At 43.2% G+C, this 13880-nt stretch carries 15 protein-coding genes; all 15 read left to right on the top strand.

Features of this window, described 5'->3' with window-relative positions; all coding sequences use genetic code 11:
• Positions 1 to 5 precede the first annotated feature (5 nt).
• The gene (fabD, locus tag A8F95_RS16445; RefSeq protein ID WP_065411505.1) at positions 6 to 953 is read left to right on the top strand and encodes an ACP S-malonyltransferase; all 948 of its coding nucleotides are present in this window, start codon (positions 6 to 8) and stop codon (positions 951 to 953) included.
• Positions 950 to 1693, top strand: coding sequence for a 3-oxoacyl-[acyl-carrier-protein] reductase (fabG, locus tag A8F95_RS16440; protein WP_065411504.1), 744 nt, complete (start codon positions 950 to 952; stop codon positions 1691 to 1693). Before fabD ends, fabG begins: the two co-directional genes overlap by 4 nt.
• Before the next feature lie 413 nt (positions 1694 to 2106).
• Positions 2107 to 2340, top strand: a complete 234-nt coding sequence (gene acpP, locus A8F95_RS16435; protein WP_049661467.1) for an acyl carrier protein — start codon at positions 2107 to 2109, stop codon at positions 2338 to 2340.
• Between the two features lie 118 nt (positions 2341 to 2458).
• Positions 2459 to 3199 (top strand): ribonuclease III, encoded by a 741-nt coding sequence (gene rnc / locus A8F95_RS16430; RefSeq protein ID WP_065411503.1) that lies wholly within the window; start codon positions 2459 to 2461, stop codon positions 3197 to 3199.
• 18 nt (positions 3200 to 3217) lie between these two features.
• Complete coding sequence (smc, locus tag A8F95_RS16425) at positions 3218 to 6781, top strand: chromosome segregation protein SMC (RefSeq protein ID WP_065411502.1); 3564 nt, start codon at positions 3218 to 3220, stop codon at positions 6779 to 6781.
• Positions 6782 to 6879: 98 nt separating this feature from the next.
• Entirely contained in the window at positions 6880 to 7890 is a 1011-nt protein-coding gene (ftsY, locus tag A8F95_RS16420) for a signal recognition particle-docking protein FtsY (RefSeq protein WP_065411501.1), read from the top strand.
• Positions 7891 to 8386: 496 nt separating this feature from the next.
• The gene (locus tag A8F95_RS16415; protein WP_065411500.1) at positions 8387 to 8701 is read left to right on the top strand and encodes a putative DNA-binding protein; all 315 of its coding nucleotides are present in this window, start codon (positions 8387 to 8389) and stop codon (positions 8699 to 8701) included.
• A gap of 11 nt (positions 8702 to 8712) precedes the next feature.
• Complete coding sequence (gene ffh, locus A8F95_RS16410) at positions 8713 to 10062, top strand: signal recognition particle protein (RefSeq protein ID WP_065411499.1); 1350 nt, start codon at positions 8713 to 8715, stop codon at positions 10060 to 10062.
• Between the two features lie 244 nt (positions 10063 to 10306).
• Entirely contained in the window at positions 10307 to 10579 is a 273-nt protein-coding gene (gene rpsP / locus A8F95_RS16405; RefSeq protein WP_041099936.1) for a 30S ribosomal protein S16, read from the top strand.
• A gap of 5 nt (positions 10580 to 10584) precedes the next feature.
• Complete coding sequence (locus tag A8F95_RS16400; protein WP_065411498.1) at positions 10585 to 10818, top strand: KH domain-containing protein; 234 nt, start codon at positions 10585 to 10587, stop codon at positions 10816 to 10818.
• Between the two features lie 264 nt (positions 10819 to 11082).
• Positions 11083 to 11463 carry a YlqD family protein gene (locus A8F95_RS16395; protein WP_049666312.1) on the top strand — a complete coding sequence of 127 codons (381 nt, stop codon included), beginning with the start codon at positions 11083 to 11085 and terminating at the stop codon, positions 11461 to 11463.
• Positions 11464 to 11476: 13 nt separating this feature from the next.
• On the top strand, positions 11477 to 11995 hold the full coding sequence (gene rimM / locus A8F95_RS16390; RefSeq protein WP_065411497.1) for a ribosome maturation factor RimM: 519 nt from the start codon (positions 11477 to 11479) through the stop codon (positions 11993 to 11995).
• Positions 11995 to 12738 carry a tRNA (guanosine(37)-N1)-methyltransferase TrmD gene (gene trmD / locus A8F95_RS16385; protein WP_141676292.1) on the top strand — a complete coding sequence of 248 codons (744 nt, stop codon included), beginning with the start codon at positions 11995 to 11997 and terminating at the stop codon, positions 12736 to 12738. The genes rimM and trmD overlap by 1 nt, the downstream gene beginning before the upstream one ends.
• 126 nt (positions 12739 to 12864) lie before the next feature.
• On the top strand, positions 12865 to 13209 hold the full coding sequence (rplS, locus tag A8F95_RS16380) for a 50S ribosomal protein L19 (protein ID WP_049661486.1): 345 nt from the start codon (positions 12865 to 12867) through the stop codon (positions 13207 to 13209).
• Positions 13210 to 13333: 124 nt separating this feature from the next.
• Positions 13334 to 13870: a signal peptidase I gene (gene lepB / locus A8F95_RS16375; RefSeq protein ID WP_065411495.1), complete on the top strand. Its 537-nt coding sequence runs from the start codon at positions 13334 to 13336 to the stop codon at positions 13868 to 13870.
• The last annotated feature ends 10 nt before the right edge of the window (positions 13871 to 13880 follow it).

Genomic DNA, 13880 nt, shown 5'->3' with positions numbered 1-13880 from the left:
AGAAGATGGGGAAAATAGCGTTTGTCTTTCCTGGACAAGGATCTCAAGCAGTCGGAATGGGAAAAGCTCTTGCAGATGAGCATGAGGAAATTCGGGAATTATTCGAAACAGCGGATCGTAAATTAGGTTTTTCATTAAGCGAGCTTATGTTTAATGGGCCGGAAGAAAAATTAACTTTAACGATGAATGCTCAACCGGCTATTTTAGCAGCAAGCATTGCAGCATTAAGAATCTTTGAGAAAGAAGGCATCCAACCTGATTTTGTCGCTGGTCATAGTTTAGGTGAATATACAGCACTCACTGCTGCTAAGGCATTGGCATTTGAAGATGCTGTCTATGTTGTTCATAAACGTGGACAATTCATGGAACAGGCTGTACCTGCGGGTGAGGGAACGATGGCTGCTGTACTCGGCATGGAGCGAAGCCTTTTACAAGAAGTAACGGATGAAATAACAGCATCCGGCGATACAGTAGGCCTTGCCAACTTAAACTGTTCAGGGCAAATCGTTATTTCAGGAACAAAGAATGGAGTAGCGCGAGCTGGGGAACTTGCTAAAGAAAAAGGGGCAAAACGGGTGCTTCCGTTGAATGTAAGTGGTCCTTTTCACTCCTCGCTCATGAAACCGGCGACAAATCAGCTTGAAAAAGTGCTCGCGGAAGTGGAAATAAAAAATTGTGACACACCGCTTATTGCGAACGTTGATGCAAAAGCTGTTGTAAAGGCTGAGGAAATTCGAGAAAAATTACTTCAACAATTATATTCTCCAGTTCTTTGGGAAGACAGTGTAGAAGCGCTAATCGAAGCTGGAGTCGATACGTTTATTGAAATTGGCCCAGGGAAGGTCTTATCAGGCTTAGTTAAAAAAGTAAATCGGAAAGTAACGACTTACTCTGTTCAAGATGGAGAATCTATCCAAGAAACAGCGAAAGCGTTAAAGGAGGCAGCACAATGAAACTTGAAGGAAAAGCCGCTTTAGTAACAGGGGCATCCCGCGGCATTGGCCGTGAAATTGCTCTAGAACTTGCCCGTGCCGGAGCGGACGTGGCAGTGAACTATTCTGGAAGTGAAGCAAAAGCAAACGAAGTCGTGGAAGAAATCAAAGCACTGGGCCGCAAAGCGTTAGCGATACAATGTGATGTCTCTAACAGTGAATCTGTGGCAGAAATGGTAAAACAAACGACAGAAGCATTCGGCAAAATTGATATCCTTGTCAACAATGCCGGTATTACACGCGATAATTTGTTAATGCGTATGAAGGAACAGGAATGGGAAGACGTCATTGACACAAATTTAAAAGGCGTATTCCTTTGTACGAAGGCTGTTACACGGCCGATGATGAAACAGCGGAGCGGCCGAATCATCAACATCGCTTCGATCGTTGGAGTAAGCGGCAATCCAGGTCAAGCTAACTATGTGGCAGCTAAAGCGGGTGTGATTGGTTTAACAAAAAGCACAGCGAAAGAGCTCGCTTCACGTGGCATTACAGTCAATGCTTTAGCTCCAGGGTTTATTACAACCGATATGACAGATGCCTTGCCAGAAGAAGCAAAAGAAGCCATGCTCAGCCAAATACCGCTCGCACAATTTGGTGAACCGGCAGATATCGCCAAAGCAGCTCTTTTTCTTGCCTCCGAAGACTCTAAATACATTACCGGCCAGACCATCCACATCGACGGCGGCATGGTGATGTAACAAGAAAAGCGAAGCCGACTGCTCTGCGCCGACAAGCATAAGACGAAATGGCGAAGTGGCGCTCTTCAGCCACACAGCCAGATCGGCTTACGACCTCGAGGGGCAAGGAGGCGCAGCTGGACAAAAAAGGAACGACGGCTAAAGGCGCGACATCGTGTCGCAACGCCCTCACTAGCACATCGTGTGCGTCGAAGCGGAAGGAGCTCGTTCTGCACGAGAGCGGATTGAAGTTCTTGACGAAGAGTTGCTTTTTTAAACCTTATAGAGAGCGAAATCAGCGCAAGCGATTCGATGTTGGCGTATCACAGGAGGAGCTAGAAGGCACCATCTACACTCTTATTTTTACAGAATAGAAAATTTATTTTATCTTTACCGAAAATCGTCTATAATGACTTGAGGGGAGGTGAATGAGTGTGGCAGATGTATTAGAGCGTGTAACGAAAATTATCGTAGATCGTCTTGGAGTAGAAGAATCCCAAGTAAATCTTGAAGCTTCTTTCAAGGAAGACCTTGGAGCAGATTCTTTAGACGTAGTTGAACTAGTAATGGAATTAGAAGATGAGTTCGACATGGAAATCTCTGACGATGATGCAGAAAAAATTGCAACAGTGGGCGACGCTGTGAATTACATAAACAGCAAAAATTAATCGTTCGAAGAATACAAGCTCCGTTCTTGAAACGGAGCTTGTATTCTTTTGCGATTTTTTTCAATTTCGACTACACTGTGGGTGGATGTAAATTAGTTTAATTACCGGAGGAAATCCAATGAAGAAACCACATAGAGACTCTAAAAGGCCTTTAACGAAAAGAGAGCAGCAATTTCAGCAGTTACAGGAAAACTTGGGAATTCATTTTCATGATGAGAATTTATTAAAACATGCTTTTACTCATTCATCCTATGTGAATGAGCATCGGAAAAAACCATATGAAGATAACGAACGACTTGAATTTTTAGGGGACGCCGTCCTTGAATTGACCGTTTCCCACTACTTATTCAAAAAATACCCACTAATGTCAGAAGGAGACTTAACGAAACTACGAGCTGCCGTTGTTTGTGAACCATCGCTCGTTACGTTTGCGAATGAGTTGAATTTTGGGAAATACGTTCTTCTTGGAAAAGGAGAAGAAATGACCGGAGGACGCATGAGACCTGCTCTCCTGGCAGATGTGTTTGAAGCATTTATGGGTGCTTTGTTTTTAGATCAAGGAATGGATGCCGTTCTCCCTTTTCTCGAAAAAATGGTTTTTCCAAGAATTGATTCCGGTGCTTTTTCTCATATGATGGATTACAAGAGCCAGCTGCAAGAACTTGTACAGCGAGAGACAAAAGGCTTGATTGAATATAAAATTTTGCAAGAAAAGGGTCCGGCCCATAGCAAAGAGTTTGTCTCGCAAGTTTCATTAAATGGCGAAGTACTTGGAAGTGGACAAGGAAAATCGAAAAAAGAAGCCGAGCAATTAGCCGCTCAAATGGCGTTGACAGCTTTGAAACAACAGACAGAGTAGAAGGCAGGGGAAAGAAACATGTTCCTGAAGAAATTGGAAATCGCCGGCTTTAAATCATTTGCTGAGCGCGTTTCTATTGAATTTGTCGATGGGGTAACCGCTGTAGTCGGACCAAATGGTTCAGGTAAGAGTAACATTACTGACGGGATACGCTGGGTGCTTGGGGAGCAGTCAGCTAAGAGCTTGCGTGGCGGCAAGATGGAAGATGTTATTTTTGCTGGCAGCGACAGCCGTAAGCCGCTTAATTTTGCTGAAGTCACGCTAACATTAAACAATGAAGCACAAACGCTTCCGATTGAATATAATGAAGTCAACGTAACGAGAAGGGTCTACCGGTCAGGGGACAGTGAGTATTTTATTAACAAAAGAGCCTGCCGTTTAAAAGACATTGTTGATTTGTTTATGGACTCGGGTCTCGGTAAAGAAGCCTTTTCCATTATTGGACAAGGGAAAGTAGAAGAAATATTAAATAGTAAACCAGAAGAGCGTCGAGCGATCTTTGAAGAGGCAGCCGGCGTATTAAAATATAAAACTCGAAAAAAGAAAGCAGAAAAGAAATTAGATGAAACCCAAGAAAATCTCTTGCGCGTCCAGGATATCCTTCACGAACTAGAAGGCCAAATCGAACCTTTACGTATCCAGGCTTCTATCGCAAGAGATTATCTGGATAAGAAAGAAGAAATGACAGGCTATGATATCGCAGCGATTGTGTATGAAATTGATGAACTGCATGCCCAGTGGGAAACGTTAAAGTCAAGTCATACAGAACATATGAAAGAGGAATCCGCTCTTTTTTCAAATCTGCAAAAGAGAGAAGCGAAAGCAGAAGAGCTGCGAGCGCAAATTACGGCTCTTGATGAGTCTGTTAACGATTTACAGGCTGTGCTGTTAGCGGCCAGTGAAGAATTAGAAAAGCTTGAAGGCCGCAAGCAAGTGCTGCAGGAACGGAGAAAGAATGCCATCCAAAATGAAGGACAGCTTGCGGACAACTTGGCAGAAGTAAAAGAGAAAATTAAGCAGCTTACCAAACAGGCAGAGGAATTAAAGAAAATGTCCGAAGCAGACAAGAAGGAAGCGGCTGAATTAAAACAACAGCTGTCGGAAAAACAGGAGGAAAAGAAACAGCTCTCGCAAAATCTGGAAGAGGAAATCGAGTCCTTAAAATCAGAGTACATTGAAAACTTAAATGCACAAGCTTCAGCCAAAAATGAACGGCAGCACGTAAAGCAGCAGTTAGAGCAATTAGTGCGGAGAAAAGAGCGGCTGGATGCCGAAAATAAAAGATATCTTGCTGAAAGAGAAGAAATAGCAGCGAAGAAATCAGCGATAGAAGAAGCGTTAGTTTCGGAGCAGGAGCGTATAGCAGCTCATTTGGATGCTTTACACGAGGAACAGCGTCTGCTCGAAACGATGAAGGCGAAGTATGAAAAGCAAGAATCTAACCTTTATCGAGCTTATCAAATTCTTCAAGAAGCTAAATCTCGCAAAGATATGCTGGAATCCTTGGAAGAAGATTATTCAGGATTTTTCCAGGGGGTTAAGGAAATATTGAAGGCGCGAGACCGACACCTCTCGGGAATTGAAGGGGCCATCGCCGAAATCATCGATGTGCCGAAAGAATATGAGACGGCTATTGAAATAGCACTTGGAAGCAGTATGCAGCATATTATTACGACTGATGAACGGGCAGCCCGAGAAGCGATTGGCTACTTAAAAAAGCATCGATTTGGACGGGCAACATTCCTGCCGTTAACTTCTATAAAAGAAAAAACATTTCCGGCTTCCCTTTTCACACAGCTTGAAAATGATGATCGCTTCATCGGCGTAGCGGCCGATCTTATTCGCTTTCCGGATCAATACCGTCCAGCGGTGACCAGTCTGCTTGGTCACACCGTCATCGCGGCTCACCTGGAAGGGGCCAATGAACTGGCTAAACTTATGAACTATCGTTATCGTATCGTCACGCTTGACGGCGATATTGTGAATCCAGGCGGTTCGATGACGGGGGGCGCTTTAAAGCAACAAGGGAATTCATTAATCAGCCGCAAAAATGAGCTTGAAACATTAAAAGCGAAGTTCTCTTCTATGGAATCCAAAACAGCAGCGGCCGAACGTGAAGTAAAAAAATTAAAAGAAGATATTCTCTCTAAAGAAGTCCTTCTTAAGCAGATGAGAAATGAAACAGAATCGATCAGAGAAAAAGAGCAGGAACGGAAGAATGAACAGCTTGAATGGCAATTTGCTTATCAAACGATTAACAGCCGTCTATCTATTTATGATGCGGAGAAACAAGAATTCGAAGCGGAGAGTCAGAGGCTGACACAACTTTTAGAAAAGGCTGAAAATCAATTAGCTGCCAGTCAGAAAGAAATTGAAACGCTGGATGTTAAGATTAAGAAATTAACAGAGCAAAAGACACATGAAAGCACCTTGAAAGAAACTATTGTGCAATCTATAAGTGAGTTGAGTTCTAAACTGGCAGTGAAAAATGAACAGCTGGCCTCAAGAACAGAGCGTCTTGAACAAGTCGTTGCTGAGCTTACGGTCTCTGAGCAAAAATATAAGCAGTGGAGTGAAGATTTAAAATGGCTGCAAACAGAAATGTCAGAAAGCGGACAAGGGGAAGAAGAGCTTGATGAGGCAGCACGGAAAAAGCGGCAGGATAAAGAAGAAATTACAAAGCTGATTACGATGCGCAGAAATGAACGGATGGATAAGCTGGGCCAGCTAGAAAATGAAGAGAAAGAGCTTAAAGAAGCGAGAAGACTTCATAAAGCCATGAGTGAAGCCGTCCAAGACGAAGAGGTAAAAATCAACCGCCTAGATGTAGAGCTTGACAACCGCTTAGGCCAGTTAAGTAAAGAGTATGCGATGACGTATGAAGCTGCAAAAGAAAAGTATCCATTGCCGTTCCCGATTGAAGAGGTACGTAAAAAGCTTCATTTAATTAAGCTGTCAATTAAAGAACTAGGCAACGTTAACCTTGGCGCGATTGAAGAATATGATCGCGTGTCTGAACGTTATACCTTTCTTGAAGAGCAGCGGGCCGACCTGCAAGAAGCGAAAGATACGCTATCGCAGGTAATAGAGGAAATGGATGAAGAAATGACGAAGAGATTCAAGGAAACCTTCCAATCCGTCAGCACGCATTTTCTTCCTGTTTTTCAATCATTATTTGGGGGCGGTAAGGCTGAATTGCGATTGACCGATCCTGACAATCTACTGAACACTGGAGTAGAAATCGTAGCACAGCCGCCTGGGAAAAAACTGCAAAGCCTCAGTTTGTTGTCGGGCGGGGAGCGCGCATTGACGGCTATATCCCTCTTATTTGCCATTCTGAAAGTACGCCCTGTTCCTTTCTGTGTACTTGATGAAGTGGAAGCGGCCTTAGATGAGGCGAATGTCTTTAGGTTCAGCCGCTATTTAAAACAATTTAGTCAAGATACTCAATTTATTGTCATCACGCATCGAAAAGGCACAATGGAAGAAGCAGATGCTCTTTATGGAATTACAATGCAAGAATCAGGAGTATCAAGGCTGGTCTCCGTTACAATGGACAAAAAAGAGGAAACTCCTGTTTAATCGCGGCATTTGTAAGCTAAATAACGAATAGGCGAGCTTTTACACTATTTGGCTTATTATCTATTTGCTTAACTATAATCAGTATAGGAGGAGAACAGATGAGCTTTTTTAAAAAATTAAAAGAAAAATTAACGACTTCGACAGATCAGGCGACAGAGAAGTTTAAAACAGGCCTGACAAAAACACGTGACAATTTTTCTAATAAGGTGAATGACCTCGTAGCGCGTTACCGTAAAATTGATGAAGACTTCTTTGAGGAGTTAGAAGAAATTCTTATCGGAGCTGACGTTGGCTTCGATACCGTCATGGAATTGATTGATCAGTTGAAATATGAAGTGAAACGGCGTAATACGAAAGATCCAGCAGAAGTGCGTGATATAATTACTGAAAAGCTAGTTGAGATTTACCAAAATGGCGAAGAAACGCCAAATGAATTAAATATACAGGAAGACGGCCTGACAGTCATTCTCTTTGTGGGCGTCAATGGTGTAGGGAAAACAACAACAATCGGTAAGCTGGCTCATAAGTTTAAGTCAGAAGGCAAGAATGTCTTGTTGGCTGCCGGAGATACATTCCGTGCCGGGGCGATTGAGCAGCTTGAGGTTTGGGGAGAACGGACAGGCGTCGAGGTTATTAAGCAAGGAGAAGGATCGGACCCGGCGGCTGTTATGTACGATGCTGTTCGGGCGGCTAAATCACGGAATGCAGATATCTTACTATGTGACACAGCTGGACGGCTTCAAAACAAAGTAAATTTAATGAAGGAACTAGAAAAAGTAAAACGAGTCATTGAACGGGAAGTTCCAGGGGCACCACATGAAGTATTGATCGTTCTCGATGCGACGACTGGGCAAAATGCCATGGTGCAAGCAAAAACGTTTAAAGAAGCAACAGATGTAAGTGGAATTGTGTTAACAAAGCTTGACGGAACAGCCAAAGGAGGAATCGTCCTCGCAATTCGTAAAGAGCTTGAAATTCCGGTGAAATTCGTTGGTTTAGGTGAGAAGATGGATGATCTCCAACACTTTGATGCTGAGAAATATGTATATGGCTTATTTTCATCAGCCTTTGAAGAAAAAGAGGAAGATGGAGAAGAAGACGAGGAATAATTAGGAAGAATGGGCTTGCCTGAATGTCAGTAAATGCTGCTCGCTTTTCTTACTCGCCAAACTTGTCATTTTACTGACCAGTTAATTGGGTCTACCGACCTAAAAAGCAGATTTACTGGCCAGATGTGGAACTAGTGAGCAAGCGTCTTTTTCTTTTCTTGTTGTCCAGCTGCAGGCGCTAGTGCGTACGGCGGTTTCGGTCTCTCTGTCGGAGTCAAAGAGCGACTCCTTGTCGAGTCCTCCAAACTCCTATCGGGCTGATCAGGCCGCTTCCGCTTTTCTTATTGTCCAGCTACAGGCGCTAGCACGTACGCTGATTTCGCCCTCTCTGTCGAAGTCTGAAAAGCGACTTCTCGTCGAGAGCTCCAATCCGCTATCGTGCTGAGCAAGCGCCTTTCACTTTTCTGGACCGTAAAGATATTTTCTTGACATTGTTGTTTAAAATGAGTAGACTGTTTTTATGTAAAGGTTTTTAACTTAACAAGGGGGGCTGTCTATGCTTGAGAAAACAACAAGAATGAATTTTTTGTATGATTTTTATCATTCTTTGTTAACAGATAAGCAGCGCAGTTATATGTCCCTTTATTACCTGGATGATTTCTCTCTTGGTGAAATCGCGGAGGAGTATGAAGTAAGCCGTCAGGCGGTTTACGATAATATTAAACGCACAGAAGCAATGCTTGAAGAGTATGAAAGCAAGTTATTGCTATTCAAAAAATTTCAAGAGAGCAGCCGCTTGCTGAAGCAGTTAAAGTCATTTGTTTCGGATGAGGGTCTGTCCATTATTGAATCGCTTGAGAAATTAGATTAGGAGGCGGCACAATGGCATTTGAAGGATTAGCCGACCGACTGCAGAATACGATGCAAAAGATCCGCGGCAAAGGAAAAGTCACAGAGGCGGACGTTAAAGACATGATGAGAGAAGTGCGTCTTGCACTTCTTGAAGCCGATGTTAACTTCAAGGTCGTTAAAAGCTTCGTTAAAAAAGTCAGCGAGCGCTCTGTCGGTCAGGAAGTGATGAAAAGCTTAACACCTGGCCAGCAGGTTATCAAAGTCGTGAAAGAAGAATTAACAGATTTGATGGGCGGTGAGCAGAGCCAAATCGCCGTAGCAAAGCGCCCGCCAACAGTGATTATGATGGTCGGTTTGCAGGGGGCTGGTAAGACAACGACTACCGGCAAGCTGGCTAATTTGCTGCGGAAGCGATATAATCGCAAGCCGCTGCTCGTAGCGGCGGATATTTACCGTCCGGCAGCTATTAAGCAGTTGGAAACGCTCGGCAAGCAACTAAATATGCCTGTTTTTTCTTTAGGAGACCAAGTGAGTCCAGTAGAGATTGCTAAACAAGCGATTGAAAAAGCAAAAGAGGATCATCACGATTACGTGCTAATTGATACAGCTGGTCGTCTTCATGTAGATGAAAACTTAATGGGTGAGTTAAAAGATATCAAGGAATTGACCAATCCAGATGAAATCTTCCTCGTGGTGGATGCTATGACGGGTCAGGATGCTGTCAATGTTGCTCAAAGCTTTAATGAACAGCTTGGAGTAACGGGTGTTATTTTAACGAAGCTTGATGGTGATACGCGTGGAGGAGCTGCTTTATCTATTCGTGCGGTAACTGAAAAGCCCATTAAGTTTGCTGGGATGGGCGAAAAGTTAGACGCTCTTGAGCCTTTCCATCCGGAGAGAATGGCTTCTCGGATCCTGGGCATGGGTGACGTGCTGACGCTCATTGAAAAGGCACAAACAAACGTCGACGAAGAAAAGGCAAAAGAGTTAGAGCAAAAAATGCGGACGATGTCCTTCACATTTGATGATTTCCTTGAACAGCTTGGTCAAGTTCGCTCCATGGGACCATTAGATGAAATTATTAAAATGCTTCCCGGGGCTAATAAAATTAAAGGTTTAAGTAATGTCCAAGTGGATGAAAAGCAAATTTCTCATATTGAAGCGATTATTCAATCGATGACAAGCGAGGAAAAACAACATCCGGAAATTATTAGTTCCGGTCGTAAAAAACGGATTGCTAGGGGAAGCGGAACGTCCATCCAAGAAGTGAACCGTCTTTTAAAGCAATTTGAAGAAATGAAGAAGATGATGAAGCAAATGTCCGGCATGCAGCAAAAAGGCAAGAAAAAAGGAATGCCGTTCAAATTCCCATTTATGTAAGAAAAGCGGAAGGCGCTTGTTCAGCACGATAGCGGATTGGAGCTCTCGACGAGAAGCCGCTTTTCAGACTTCGACAGAGAGGGCGAAATCAGCGTACGTGCTAGCGCCTACAGCTGGACAAAGAAAAGCAAATTCCGCTCTTTCATCGCAACAAAATAAAATGTAAAGAAAAAAACCTTTACAAACAACCTAATTATTTGTTATTATTCTATCTTGTGTAAAACTATTCGGAGGTGCTTTAAAAATGGCAGTAAAAATTCGTTTAAAACGCATGGGTTCTAAAAGAGCTCCATTCTATCGTATTGTAGTAGCAGATTCTCGTTCTCCACGTGATGGACGTCAAATCGAAACAGTTGGAACATACAATCCAATTTCTCAACCAGCAGAAGTGAAAATCGATGAAGAGCTAGCATTAAAATGGCTTCAAAACGGTGCAAAACCTTCTGACACAGTGCGCAACCTTTTCTCTAAACAAGGCATTATGGAAAAATTCCACAACGCTAAAGTTAGCAAATAAGAGAAATGGAACAGTTAATCTTAGCAATTGTTAAACCACTTGTCGACTACCCTGAACAAGTCGCCGTTGAGGAGAAAGCGGAAGAAAGCAAGATTGTGTATCGTCTATCTCTTCATTCGGAAGACATTGGAAAAGTCATCGGGAAGCATGGCCGGATTGCTAAGGCCGCTCGAACTATTATAACAGCGGCGGCCAACGCCGCCCATCAGAAAAAAGTGTATGTAGAAATAGCCGAATAGGGAGGGATAACCTCCCTTTTTTCATATAAATTTTTAGCAAGAAAAGCGGAAGCGGCCCGATTAGCCCGATAGGAGGTTGGAGGGCTCGACAAGGAGTCGTTCCTCAGACTCGGACAGAGAGACCGAAACCACCGTACGGGCTGGCCGCTGCAGCTAGATAAAGAGAAATGAAGGCTAAAGGCGCGACATCGTGTCGCAGCGCCCTCACTAGCACGTCGTGTGTGTCGAAGGGGAAGCATCTGGCATAGAAAGGAAGGCGAAGGCATGCAGATTTTGCAGACAGTAGTCGTGAAACAAGTATTAACAGAGACACTGAAACAATCGTTGCTTTCATCTTATCAGGATAAAAAAAGCCAGCTTGAAAAAGAATATGAGCAATTGCGCTTTGAATTGAAAAAAACAGAAAGACAGCAAAAAAGCAGCCATCAGGAGAAAGCCAGCTTTTTTCAAAAAGAGATGGAGCAGCGGCGGCAAAAGATGGAGAACTTGGAATTTCAACAAAGCCAATTAGATATTCTTCCTCTTGGCAGTGAGTTAAAAGAAAAAGAAGTACAAGCGCTGATCGATGTAAGCATCGGTGACCGCTGGGAAGAAACAGAAAAAACAATCGTCATCAAAGATGGCATTGTTGTGGAGATTCGTTAGAGGTGAATCAAGAATGGAAAAATGGTTTAACGTAGGAAAAATTGTTAACACACATGGAATCCGCGGTGAAGTGAGAGTGATTTCGCGAACAGACTTTCCTGATGAACGATACACAGTAGGCAATACACTGTACTTGTTTATGCCTGGCGAAATGGAAGGCAAGCCACTTATTGTAGCATCCCACCGTAAGCACAAGACATTTGATTTACTTACCTTTGAAGGGTTTGACGGTTTAAATAGGGTTGAGCCATTTAAGGGCGGATTGCTTAAAATAAAAGAGTCACAGCTTGGAGAACTGAATGAAGGCGAATATTACTTTCATGAAATCATTGGTTGTGTAGTCAAAACAATAGAGGAAGAAGAAATCGGAAAAGTAACTGAAATTCTGACGCCAGGGGCCAATGATGTCTGGGTCGTTAAAGGGAAGAATGGAAAGGACTATTATATCCCGTACATCGAACAGATTGTAAAGAAAGTAGATGTCAAAGAGAAACTCATCTTTATTGAACCAATGGAAGGATTATTATCATGATGAAGATTGATATTCTTTCTCTTTTTCCTGAGATGTTTGAAGGTGTTCTTCACTCTTCCATATTGAAAAAAGCAGCTGAAAAAGGAAAAGTGGAATACAATGTGGTCAATTTTCGGGAGTATGCGGAGGGGAAGCATAAGACGGTTGATGACTATCCATATGGGGGCGGGGCAGGAATGGTACTAAAACCGCAGCCTGTATTCGACGCGATAGAACAGGCAAAGGCATCCTCCCCTTCTCCCGCTCCACGTGTTATTTTAATGTGTCCGCAGGGAGAACGCTATTCGCAAAAGAAGGCGGAGGAACTAGCAGCAGAGCAGCACCTTATTTTTATTTGTGGTCATTATGAAGGATATGATGAGCGGATCCGCGAGCAGCTCGTCACAGACGAAATTTCCATTGGCGATTTTGTTTTAACAGGTGGTGAACTAGCCGCCATGGTCATTACAGACAGTGTCGTCCGTCTCTTGCCCGACGTATTAGGCAACGAGGAGTCTCCTGTACTTGACTCCTTTTCATCAGGGCTGCTGGAGCATCCACATTATACGAGGCCGGCTGAATTTCGCGGTTTGAAAGTGCCGGAAGTTCTGCTTTCTGGAAACCATCGATTAATCGAGGAGTGGAGAGAGCAAGAGTCCTTACGCCGGACGTGGGAACGACGCCCGGATTTGCTAGAGGATTATCCTTTATCAAATCAGCAGAAAAAATGGTTAACAGAGTGGGAAAAAGAAAGAGATTCTTGATTTGTTGTTTTAAATGTGATAAAATTTTTTAGTGGTTTGTGACAAGGTCCAAGCCCATTACAACGGTGTTCCGCTGCGACTTCATAAAAAGTTGTATTGAGCATCGGTTAGAAGGAGAGGAATAATATGCACAAATTGATTCAAGAACTTACTAAGGAACAACTTCGCACAGATCTTCCAGCTTTCCGTCCTGGAGACACAGTACGCGTACACGTAAAAGTTGTTGAGGGTACACGTGAGCGTATCCAGGTATTTGAAGGGGTTGTCATTAAGCGTCGCGGCGGTGGAGTAAGCGAAACATTTACAGTTCGCAAAATCTCTTACGGCGTAGGCGTTGAACGTACTTTCCCGCTTCACACACCGAAGATCGAAAAGATCGAAGTAACTCGCCGCGGTAAAGTTCGTCGTGCTAAATTGTACTACTTGCGTAACCTTCGCGGTAAAGCAGCTCGTATTAAAGAAATTCGTTAATAATAGTTATGTTGTGAGAGGAGCTTGGAGACAAGCTCCTTTTTCAAATGAAAGAGTTCCTTGCTTTTCTCAATGATGCCCAAAATGATATGATAGTGACATACTAAATTAGGTGGTGACGAATTTGGCAAAGGAAAAAAATGAATTTTGGGAGTGGACAAAAGCTTTTTTGATAGCCATCGGGCTGGCAGCAATCATTCGATACTTTATTATTGCACCCATCGTTGTCGATGGAGAGTCAATGATGCCAACCTTAAATGACGGGGACTGGATGATTGTCAATAAATTAGGAGAACCTGAACGTTTTGATATCGTTGTATTTCATGCCCCTGAACATAAAGATTACATAAAGCGTGTGATTGGTCTTCCAGGTGATAAGGTGGAGTATAAAGATGATAAACTATATATTAACGGGAAATATTATAAAGAGCCTTATTTAGATGAATATAAAGAGCAAGAACCGGGACCGCTTACGCCTGACTTTACCTTACAGGATATTACAGGAGAGGAAACGGTGCCTAAAGGAGAGATCTTTGTGCTCGGAGATAATCGCCTGTACAGCAAAGACAGCCGCCATATTGGAACCATCAAGATTGACGAGGTAGTAGGCGATACGAGTGTTGTCTTCTGGCCGTTAAATAAAATACGATTAGTGGATTAAAAGTGTATCT

The sequence above is a fragment of the Pseudobacillus wudalianchiensis genome, assembly GCF_001685015.1.
Lineage (GTDB): Bacteria > Bacillota > Bacilli > Bacillales > Domibacillaceae > Pseudobacillus > Pseudobacillus wudalianchiensis.
The sequence above is the reverse complement of the archived record's forward strand: the minus strand, read 5'-3'. Positions and strand labels throughout refer to the sequence as shown.

Bases quoted from the DNA above. Each gene is read 5' to 3' on its own strand.
- rplS (WP_049661486.1), top strand. From the start codon at position 12,865: ATGCACAAATTGATTCAAGAACTTACTAAGGAACAACTTCGCACAGAT.
- ftsY (WP_065411501.1), top strand. From the start codon at position 6,880: ATGAGCTTTTTTAAAAAATTAAAAGAAAAATTAACGACTTCGACAGAT.
- rpsP (WP_041099936.1), top strand. From the start codon at position 10,307: ATGGCAGTAAAAATTCGTTTAAAACGCATGGGTTCTAAAAGAGCTCCA.
- smc (WP_065411502.1), top strand. From the start codon at position 3,218: ATGTTCCTGAAGAAATTGGAAATCGCCGGCTTTAAATCATTTGCTGAG.
- rimM (WP_065411497.1), top strand. From the start codon at position 11,477: ATGGAAAAATGGTTTAACGTAGGAAAAATTGTTAACACACATGGAATC.
- fabD (WP_065411505.1), top strand. From the start codon at position 6: ATGGGGAAAATAGCGTTTGTCTTTCCTGGACAAGGATCTCAAGCAGTC.
- trmD (WP_141676292.1), top strand. From the start codon at position 11,995: ATGAAGATTGATATTCTTTCTCTTTTTCCTGAGATGTTTGAAGGTGTT.
- fabG (WP_065411504.1), top strand. From the start codon at position 950: ATGAAACTTGAAGGAAAAGCCGCTTTAGTAACAGGGGCATCCCGCGGC.
- A8F95_RS16400 (WP_065411498.1), top strand. From the start codon at position 10,585: ATGGAACAGTTAATCTTAGCAATTGTTAAACCACTTGTCGACTACCCT.
- A8F95_RS16415 (WP_065411500.1), top strand. From the start codon at position 8,387: ATGCTTGAGAAAACAACAAGAATGAATTTTTTGTATGATTTTTATCAT.
- A8F95_RS16395 (WP_049666312.1), top strand. From the start codon at position 11,083: ATGCAGATTTTGCAGACAGTAGTCGTGAAACAAGTATTAACAGAGACA.
- ffh (WP_065411499.1), top strand. From the start codon at position 8,713: ATGGCATTTGAAGGATTAGCCGACCGACTGCAGAATACGATGCAAAAG.
- rnc (WP_065411503.1), top strand. From the start codon at position 2,459: ATGAAGAAACCACATAGAGACTCTAAAAGGCCTTTAACGAAAAGAGAG.